Raw genomic sequence first — 9,449 nt, 5'->3', positions numbered from 1 at the left:
CGCGGGGCTCGGCGTCGCGCTCGCGCTCGGCGTGTGCGCGGCGGGGACGTGGTCGTACGCGGCGGCACGTACCGACGACGACCTCGCGTACGGGCGGGCCCGCGACGCCGCCCTGCGCGAGGGACGCTCCGCCGTCGCGACGCTCTCCACGCTCGACGCCTCCTCGCGGGCCCGGGCCGCAGCGGGGGTGGCGCGCTGGAAGACGGTCAGCGCCGGTCCGTTGCGTACGGAACTCGCCCGCGTGAAGCCGGCGAAGGGCGCCTCCTCGCGGGGCGTCGTCACGGACGCGGCGCTCACGGCGCTCGATACCCACGCGGGCACGGCGCGTCTCATCGCGACGCTCCGGGTCGAGACGACCGCGCCGGGCGCGCGAAAGCCGACGACCGACCGCAAGCGCCTGGAGGCGGTCCTGACGCGGGAGTCCTCGGGGGAGTGGAAGGTCAAGGGCCTGTCGGCGGTGGCGGTTTCGGAGGTGGCGCGATGAGGCGCGGGACGCCCGTCCGGGCGCACGAGGAGGACACGGGGGCGGCGGGGGAGGAGCCGCGTACGGGGGAGGAGCCGTGTGCGGGGGAGGAATCGCGTGCGGAGGAGCGCAACCGTACGGGGGAAGAGGCCGTCGCCGCCGAGGGGGACTCCGCCGAGGACGCGCCGCCGGTCCGTACGTGGTGGGCGCGGCGCCGTGCCGTCGTCGTCGCGGTCGTCTCCGTGCTGCTCCTGCTCGCCGGGTGCGTCCTCCTCCAGCGGGCGCACGCGCTGCGCCACACCTCCGGCGCGGCCGACCACGCGCTCACCGACGCCGAGGCGAGCGACCGCGTGGCCGGCGATGTCGGCAGCGCGCTCGCCCGCGTCTTCTCCTACACGCCGGACGGGACGGCCGGGACCGAGCGCTCCGCGAAGGCCGTGCTCGCGGGGAAGGCGGCCCGGCAGTACGAGGCGCTGCTCGGCAAGGTCAGGGACGACGTCCGCACCCAGCGCGTCACGCTCTCCACGCAGTCCGTCCGCGTCGGCGTCGTCAGCCTGCGCGGGAACACGGCCCACCTCCTCGTCTTCCTCGACCAGACCGCGCGGCGCGGCGACGCCAAACCGACCACGAGCGCGGCCCAGCTCTCCGTCACCGCCCACCTCGGCGACGGCGTCTGGCGCGTCGTCGACCTCACCGCCCGCTGAACACGCCTGCCGCACAAGCCCGTTGCCCACGCCCGTCGCACACGTGCGAAGGCTCGTCGCACCGCCCGCTCGACCCGCTCGCCGAAAGGACCCGCATGAACCGGCTCACGCGTCCGCTGCTCCTCGTGGCGCTCGCCCTCACCCTGGTCGCGGGCGGCTTCGCCGCCTGGGCCGGCTGGTCCTGGTACGGCGCCGCCCACGACGACGGGCTCTCCTACGCCGCCGCGCGCGACGACGCGCTCGAAGCGGGTGAACAGGCGGTGCAGAACCTCAACACGCTCGACCACGCCCACTTCGCCCGCGGGCTCGACCTGTGGGAGTCGTCCACGACCGGCGACCTGCACAGCCAGCTCGTCAAGGGGCGCGACGCCTTCGAGCAGCAGGTGCGCACCGCCAAGACGGTCAGCACCGCGAAAGTGCTCGACGGGGCCGTCACCGAACTCGACGCGCGCGCCGGGAAGGCACGCGTGATGGTCGCCCTCCGCGTCACCGTACGGGCCTCCGGCCACAAGACCACCGACAAGGACAGCCGCATGCTCGGCGAACTCACCCGCACCCGCGGCACGTGGAAGCTGAGCGCCCTCGGGCAGGCCCCGGTCGGCGGCACAGCGAGCACCGAGACCGACTGAGCGGCGCGAAGGAGCCCACGATGTCCACGACGCGCCACACCACACGCCGCCACCTCAACCGGCAGCGCAGACTCGCGGCGGTGACGGCCCGGCCGACACGGCCCGCGCCCGGCCCCCGCGACGGAGAACCGGGCGCGGCCACGCCCCCCGGGCGGACCGGCGGGGGCGCGCTCTCCGAGAAGCCTCCCGCCGCGACCACCGCCCCCGACACCACCACCCCCCGGACCTCCGCCGCTTCCGCCCCGCGCTCCGCCGGGCGCCTCGGCCTCACGCGCGGCGTCGTGGTCCTGTGCCTGCTCACCCTCGTCCTCGGCGCCTTCGCCGGCTGGGCCACGACGCGTGCCGACGCCCTGCGCGACACGGCCGCCGCGCGGAACACCGCGCTCACCGACGCGGCCCGCACCAGCGAGGTCAAGGGGCAGGCCGAGAAGGCGGTCGACGCCCTGTTCTCGTACGACCACGCCGACCCGGGCGCGATGGACAAGGCCACCGCGCGCTGGCTCACGGGGAAGGCGGTCGCCCAGCACAAGACGCTGCTCGCGCCCGTGCTCGCGGCGGCGGCGAAACAGAAGACGGTCGTCACGACGACCGTCACCGACACCGCGGTGGAGCGTGTCGAGGGCGAGCGCGCCCGCGTCCTGGTCTTCGCCGACCAGAGCAGCACCAGCACGGCGGCCAAGGCCACCGCCGACGCGCACTACGCGGGCGCCATGCTCGCCGTCGACCTCGTGCGGCGCGAAGGACGCTGGCAGGTCTCGGCCCTTGACACCTTCGGGGGCTGACGCCCCGCGCGCTCCTGCCTCTTCGGGGACTGACGCCCCCCGCGTGCCCCTACCCCGCGTGCCCGTACCACCGCAGGCCCTCCCGACAAGGACGGACAGGAAGGAAGACCCATGCGCCCCCTGCGCATCCCGCGCCCTCGTAGCCGTCGCCTGCGTGGCGGCCTGCGCGGCACGGCGGTCGCCGTCGCCGCGACCGCCCTGCTCAACGCCTCGCAGGCCCCCGCCCTCGTCGAGGGCCTGACCGAGCACCACAAGGACGCGCCGAGCCCGGTGGCCGCGTCGCAGCCCCCGCTGCCGGAGGTGCCGACGCAGGGCGACGACTCGTACCACGTCGAAGCGCCCCCGGTCGATCCGCTGAAGGTGCCGGGGGCGCGGCCGCCGGTCGTGGAGGTGCCGCTGCGCGCGTCGTCCGGGCTCCCCACGACCGTGCTCGCCGCCTATCAGCGCGCCGAGTCCTCGCTGGCCCGCTCCCGCCCGGGGTGCCACCTGCCGTGGCAGTTGCTCGCCGCGATCGGGCAGGTCGAGTCGGGGCAGGCGCGCGGCGGCGACGTCGACGCGCACGGCACGACCCGGCACCGCATCACCGGGCCCGCGCTCGACGGCGTCGGCTTCGCGCTCATCCGCGACACCGAGAACGGCGCCCTGGACGGCGACCCCGTCTACGACCGGGCGGTGGGCCCGATGCAGTTCCTCCCCGGCACCTGGCGGCGCTGGGGCGCCGACGGCAACGGCGACGGTCGCGCGGACCCCCACAACGTCTTCGACGCGGCACTCGGCGCGGGCCGCTATCTGTGCGCGGGCGGACGGGACCTCGCGACGGGTGCGGGACTGGAGCGCGCGGTCCTCAGTTACAACTACTCGCGCGACTACCTCCACCTCGTGCTGCGCTGGCTGGCGTTCTACCGCGACGGCGTGCACGCGGTGCCGGACGGGACGGGCGTCGTGCCGAAGAGCCCGGGTGCCGGGGGCGAGCGGCAGGCCACGGCCCCTGTCGTGGACGGGGGCAAGGGGAACAAGGGCGGCGGAGGCATCGTGATCGGGCCCCAGCCGGGCGGGGAGCCGGACGACAAGCCGAGCCCCGGCACCTCGTCGCCCCCACCCGTGAGCCCGTCCCCCGATCCCTCCTCCGGCGACAGCCCGGACCCCTCGCCGAGCCCCTCCGGCACCGGCGCCTCACCGAGCGACCCGGCGTCTCCCTCGGACCCGTCGACCGAGTCCCCGGACCCCTCGCCGAGCGACGACCCCGGCACCGCCTCACCAACCCCCTGCCCCTCCGACACCCCCACCGAGCCCCCGGCCGACGAGCAGTCACCGGCCGCGACCCCCGACCCCACGGACACGCCCTCGCCCTGCGAGTCCCCGTCGTCCTGAGGGCGCGTCCTTCGGGGCCTCCCGCCTTCCGACGGGTAAGCGCCCCGGGACCGCCGCCCGGGGCTCCGTCCCGCGCGCCCCTCCTACTCCGCCTTGATCGCCTGGAGCGGGTTGAGCCGTGCCGCTCCGCGGGCCGGCCACAGGGCCGCGAGGACGCCGACGACGGCGGCGCTCGCGAGGAAGAGGAGCAGGCGCGGGACGGGGACGTCCATGCGGTACGTCGGGACCTCCTCGCCCACCGCGCCACCCGCGACCCAGCCGAGGAAGAGCCCGAGCCCCACCCCGAGCACCGCGCCGAACAGCGAGATCACCACCGACTCCAGACGCACCATCCGCTTCACCTTCGCCCGGTCCAGGCCGATGGCCCGCAGCATGCCGATCTCGTGCCGCCGCTCGAAGACCGACATGGCCAGGGTGTTGACGACGCCCAGCACCGCGATGAGCACGGCCATCGCGAGGAGCCCGTACAGCATCTTCAGGAGCATGTCGATGGCGCCGCCGATCTCGCCGCTGATGGCCTCCCGGTCCTGGATCTTGAGGGCGGGATTGGAGCCGAGCGCCTTGACGAGCGTGTCCTCCGCCTTGTCGCTCGCGCCGCCCCGCATCCGGACGAGGACCTTCTCGTCGGTGAGCTCCGACAGGTGCGGATCGACGACGGAGGTCGGCACGTAGACGCCGTTGAGCAGGTCGTTCGGCCGGTACACGCCCGCCACCCGCAGGCGCGCACGGCCGCCGTCGTCGTCGAACTCCACCGTGACGTCGTCACCGGTCCGCAGCCCCCGTTCGCGGGCGGTGTCCCGGTCCAGGAGAACCGCGTCGCCGCGCAGAGCGCGCAGCGAGCCGCTGTCGAGATCCATGCTGACGAGGTCGCCGATGCTCTTCGGGTCGATCCCGGAGAACCGTGCCGGGGTGCCGCCGATCTCGCCGTACGCCGTGCGCACGGGACTTGAGGCGGTGACCTCCGGGAGCTTGGCCACGGTCCTGCTCACCTGGGGCGCGAGGGATTCGTAGTTCGCCATCGAGACCGCGTAGTCGGCCTTGAGCGAGTCGGCGGCCATCCGGTCGATCGCGCCGCTCGTCGAGGTGGCGACCACCGTCATCGCGGTGATGAGGGTGAGGCCGATCATGAGGGCCGACGCGGTCGACGCGGTACGGCGCGGATTGCGGACCGCGTTGAGCCGGGCGAGCCTGCCCGCGACTCCGAAGAGCCGCAGCAGCGGCTCCGCCGCCGCGACGAAGGGGCGCGAGAGCAGCGGCGTCAGGATGATGACGCCGACCATGACGACGCCCGCGCCCGCGGAGACGACGTAGTTGTCGTCCTCGAAGAGCAGCACCGTGCCGAGCGCGACGACGAGGGAGCCGAGGGTGTTGCGGACGACGAGGCCGCGCACGGTCGGAGTCGCGTGGACGCTGTTCATCGCGGCGACCGGCGGGATCTTCGCGGCCCTGCGGCCCGGCAGCCACGCGGCCGTCATCGTGACGCCGACACCGATGAGCAGCGAGACGAGGACCGTGCGCGGGGCGAGCACGAGCGGCCCTTCCGGCAGCCCGGCCCCGCCCGCCTTCAGGAGCGTCTGGAGGAGCACGGCGACACCGATCCCGAGCACGCCTCCGGCGACGGCGGCGACGAGGCCGACGAGGAACGCCTCGGTGAGCACCGAGCGCGTCACCTGACGGCGCGAAGCCCCGACCGCGCGCAGCAGGGCCAGCTCGCGGGTGCGCTGGGCGACGAGCATCGTGAAGGTGTTGGCGATGATGAAGATCCCGACGAAGAGCGCGATCCCGGCGAAGACGAGCAGCACCTGACTCGTGGAGCTGGTCTGCCGCTCGATCATCCGGTCCTGCTCGGCGGAGAGCGCCGCCCCGGTGCGGGCCTCGGTGTCCTTCGGCAGGATGCCCCGCACGGAGTGGAGCAGCGCGGACTGCGAGGTGCCCGGCGCGGCCTTGACGTCGATCTCGTCGTACGCGCCGTCGCCGAGGACGCGCAGCGCCGTGGCGTTGTCGAAGAGCACGAGGCTGCCGCCCGCGACGACGTTGCCGTCGTCCGTGTCGAAGACGCCCACGACCTCGGCCTTCGCGACGGAGCCGTTCGTCGAGAAGCGGACGGAGTCGCCGACGCCGTACCCGGTGCGCTCGGCGGTCCGGCTGTCGAGGGCCACCTCGTGCGCCGAGGCCGGGGCCTTCCCGCGCACGAAGCTCCAGCGGGGGTCGTGCCCATCGGCGTCCGGGGAGTAATTGGCGCCCCTGCTGCCCCAGTTGCCGCCGACCAGCTTGCCGTCCTTGTCGGCGAGCGCGGTGAAGCCGCTCACGCTGCCGAGCGCCGACCGCGCGCCGGGCACCGCGGCGGCCTTGCGGACGAGGGCGTCGGTGAGCGGCGCGGCGCTTGGGCCGCCCTCGTCGGCGGGGCCCCCGCCGCCGTCCGGCTCGATGGCGACGGAGACGTGGTCGAAGCTTTTGGCGGACTTGTTCTTGTAGGCGGTGCCGAAGGTGTCGGTGAAGACCAGGGTGCCGGAGACGAAGGCGACGCCGAGCATGACGGCGAGCACGGTCATGAGGAGCCGGGCCTTGTGCGCGAGCACATTGCGCAGGGCGGTACGGAACATGGGTGAGCGAGTCCTGGAGTGGGGAGGGGGCCGGGACCTTCGCGGGCCCCGGCGGGGAAGAGGCGGTGGCGGGCGCGTCAGCTCACGCGGCCCCTGCCGTCGAACGCCTTCATGCGGTCCAGGACCCGCTCAGCGGTCGGCCCGTGCATCTCGTCGACGATGCGGCCGTCCGCCAGGAAGACGACCCGGTCCGCGTAGGCGGCGGCGACGGGATCGTGCGTGACCATCACGACGGTCTGGCCCAGCTCCCGTACCGACTCGCGCAGGAAGCCGAGGATCTCGGCGCCCGAGCGCGAGTCGAGGTTCCCCGTGGGCTCGTCGCCGAAGACGATCTCGGGGCGGGAGGCGAGCGCGCGGGCCACGGCGACACGCTGCTGCTGACCGCCCGACAACTCCGTGGGCCGGTGCTTGAGCCGCCCTTCGAGACCGACCATGGAGATGACCCGCTCCAGCCACTGCTTGTCGGGCTTGCGGCCCGCGATGTCGAGGGGCAGCGTGATGTTCTCGCGCGCGGTCAGCGTCGGCAGCAGGTTGAACGCCTGGAAGACGAAACCGATCTTGTCCCGGCGCAGCGCCGTGAGCTGCTTGTCCTTGAGCCGCGACAGCTCCGTGCCGCCGAGCTGCACGGAGCCGCCGCTGAAGCTGTCCAGCCCGGCCACGCAGTGCATGAGCGTGGACTTGCCCGAGCCCGAGGGCCCCATGATGGCGGTGAACTCACCCTGGTGGAAGGCGACCGAGACGCTGTCCAGGGCGACCACACGGGTGTCCCCCGTCCCGTAGACCTTGGACAGCTCCGTGGCGCGCGCCGCGACGGCGGTCCGCGCGGCGGAGGGGACGGTGAGGTGGGGGAAGGCGGTCACGAGCGGGGACTCCTGGGAGACGGGAACGGTGGGGACACCGACCATCGTTCCCCGCGGGACCACCTCGTGAAGACCGTCGCGAGAGGTGTCTTCAGGGGCCACTTGAGAGGGACCCGAGGCCCCCGTCTCCGACTTGAGTATGACGTCCGACCCTTAAGGGTCCGGCCTGGTCACACCCCCTCCACGTCTTCCCCGCCGCGCCGCCTTCAGCCCGCCACGTCCGCCCCGGCCCGCTCCGCCCCCTCGTACGGTGCCGTGCTCTCCCGCTCGACGAGCCGCGTCGCCAGCTCCACGCGCGGCAGGTCGACCTGTTCCCCGTCCACGAGCCGCAGCAGGGTCCGCGCGGCCATCGCTGCCATGTCCTGGAGCGGTTGCCGCACCGTCGTGAGAGCGGGGTGGCACCAGCGCGAGACCGGCAGGTCGTCGAAACCGACGACGCTCACGTCCCGGGGCACGCGCAGGCCCCGCGCGCGCAGCGCCGCGCACGCGCCGAGCGCCTGGAGGTCGCTCGCCGCGAAGAGGGCGCTCGGCAGCGCGCGCTCCCCGCGCTCCGCCGCCGTGACCAGGGCCTCCGCCTGCGCCTGGCCCGAGGCGTCGTCGAAGGCGCCGTGGACGACGGCGTCCTCGCGCACCGGGATCTCGGCCGCCTCCATCGCCGCCCGGAAACCGTCCGCGCGGGCCCGGCTGCACAGCAGGTGGCGCGGGCCGGCGAGATGGACGATGTCCCGGTGGCCGAGCGCGAGGAGGTGCTCGGTCGCCGCGACGGCCCCCGCCCAGTTCGTCGCCCCGATCGTCGGCACCCCCGCCTCGACGTTCCCGACCGGGTCGACGAGCACGAACGGCACCCCGAGCGCGGTGAGCCGGGCCCGCTGGCGCGGCGTCAGGTCGGACACCACGAGAATCGCCCCGTCGGAGCGCCGCGCGGCGAGCTGGTCGAGCCACGCCGTGGTGCCCTCGCTGTCGCCGTGCACCGCCGACAGGACCATGCTCACGCCCGCCTCGCGCAGCGTCTCCTCCGCCCCGCGGATGATCTCGATCGACCACAGGCTGTCCAGCTCGTTGAGGACGAGGTCGACGATCCCGCCCCTGCGTCTGCTGCCCCGCCGCTGGTAGTGGCGGCGGGCCATGATCTGCTGCACCTTCTCGCGGGTCGCCGCCGAGACGTCCGCGCGGCCGTTGAGGACCTTCGATACGGTCGCGGACGAGACGCCCGCCTCGGCCGCGATGGCGCCGATGGTCACCTTGTTGCCGGCCCGTGTCGTCATGCGGGGTTCCGACTCCTGTCCTTGCTGGTACGTGCGGGCGGGCCGCCGGGTCACCCGGGAGCGGCGGCCCCGGATCAGTCTGACGCACCGGGCCCGTCACCCGCGGGCTCTCGCGCGACCCCGCCCTCGTACCGCACGCGGGAGAACTCCGCCGCGCGGCCCTCGCCCGTGAGGTCCTGCGCGCTCAGCCCGAGGAAGGCGCCGGTGAACCCCCAGCTGGAGAAGTGCCCGTCCCCGCCGCCGACGGTCGCGTACTCGTCGGACAGCCGCGTCGTGTCGAGCGCGGGACCGAGCGGCCGCCACACCCCCGCGTCCTCCCAGGAGAAACGCGCGAGGGGGCCGTCGCCCGTCAGGCGCAGCCGCACCGGGCCCGCGTCCGGCAGGGCGGCGGTGGCGCGTTCGGTGTACCGGCCGCGATCGCACACGGCGAGGCACAGCAGACGGGCCCCGGTCTCGTCCGCGGTGATGTGCGCGTAGTGCCACAACTGGGTGTTGTAGACGTGCGCGAGGCCGGCCGAGCGCCGGGGCGAGCCCGGCTCGTGGTCCACGGTGGCGGTGAAGGTGAAGCGGGCGTGCTGCTGACGGCGGGCCACGAGGCTCTGGCGGTGTCGCGAGGAGAGCGATTCGCCGCCCCGCAGCCGCAGGGAACCGGGCGCGGCGCCGGGCCCGGCCCAGGAGGGGTCGGCGTGCCGGCGCAGCGTCATCCACTCGGGGCCGGGGAGGAGTCCCGCATCTCGCGGGAGTCCGGGGCCGCTCGCGAGGTCCGGCCCCG

General features: G+C 74.6%; 8 protein-coding genes and 1 pseudogene. 5 read left to right on the top strand and 4 right to left on the bottom strand.

Annotated features, from left to right (window positions below):
• From G3I42_RS36370 to G3I42_RS36350, 5 genes are all read left to right on the top strand, one after another.
• The coding region (locus tag G3I42_RS36370; RefSeq protein WP_203607794.1) for a hypothetical protein at positions 1-484 on the top strand (484 nt) is incomplete at its 5' end.
• Complete coding sequence (locus tag G3I42_RS36365; RefSeq protein ID WP_164291914.1) at positions 481-1,167, top strand: hypothetical protein; 687 nt, start codon at positions 481-483, stop codon at positions 1,165-1,167. The genes G3I42_RS36370 and G3I42_RS36365, both read left to right, overlap by 4 nt.
• A gap of 95 nt (positions 1,168-1,262) precedes the next feature.
• Positions 1,263-1,796 carry a nuclear transport factor 2 family protein gene (locus G3I42_RS36360; protein ID WP_164291913.1) on the top strand — a complete coding sequence of 178 codons (534 nt, stop codon included), beginning with the start codon at positions 1,263-1,265 and terminating at the stop codon, positions 1,794-1,796.
• Positions 1,797-1,816: 20 nt separating this feature from the next.
• Positions 1,817-2,578 (top strand): hypothetical protein, encoded by a 762-nt coding sequence (locus G3I42_RS36355; RefSeq protein ID WP_164291912.1) that lies wholly within the window; start codon positions 1,817-1,819, stop codon positions 2,576-2,578.
• A 111-nt stretch (positions 2,579-2,689) separates the two neighbouring features.
• The gene (locus G3I42_RS36350; protein WP_164291911.1) at positions 2,690-3,949 is read left to right on the top strand and encodes a lytic murein transglycosylase; all 1,260 of its coding nucleotides are present in this window, start codon (positions 2,690-2,692) and stop codon (positions 3,947-3,949) included.
• Positions 3,950-4,032: 83 nt separating this feature from the next.
• Here G3I42_RS36350 and G3I42_RS36345 read toward each other — a convergent pair whose 3' ends face one another.
• From G3I42_RS36345 to G3I42_RS36330, 4 genes and pseudogenes are all read right to left on the bottom strand, one after another.
• Positions 4,033-6,552 carry an ABC transporter permease gene (locus tag G3I42_RS36345; protein WP_164291910.1) on the bottom strand — a complete coding sequence of 840 codons (2,520 nt, stop codon included), beginning with the start codon at positions 6,550-6,552 and terminating at the stop codon, positions 4,033-4,035.
• A gap of 77 nt (positions 6,553-6,629) precedes the next feature.
• A complete protein-coding gene (locus G3I42_RS36340; protein WP_239096905.1) occupies positions 6,630-7,457 on the bottom strand; it encodes an ABC transporter ATP-binding protein in 828 nt (275 codons plus the stop codon).
• Positions 7,458-7,618: 161 nt separating this feature from the next.
• Positions 7,619-8,677, bottom strand: coding sequence for a substrate-binding domain-containing protein (locus tag G3I42_RS36335; RefSeq protein ID WP_164291908.1), 1,059 nt, complete (start codon positions 8,675-8,677; stop codon positions 7,619-7,621).
• A gap of 74 nt (positions 8,678-8,751) precedes the next feature.
• Positions 8,752-9,449 (bottom strand): annotated as a pseudogene (locus G3I42_RS36330) (glycoside hydrolase 43 family protein); the annotation flags it as partial.

Origin of the sequence: Streptomyces sp. SID11385, assembly GCF_010548245.1 — a bacterium.
Classification (GTDB): Bacteria; Actinomycetota; Actinomycetes; order Streptomycetales; family Streptomycetaceae; genus Streptomyces.
The sequence above is the reverse complement of the archived record's forward strand: the minus strand, read 5'-3'. Positions and strand labels throughout refer to the sequence as shown.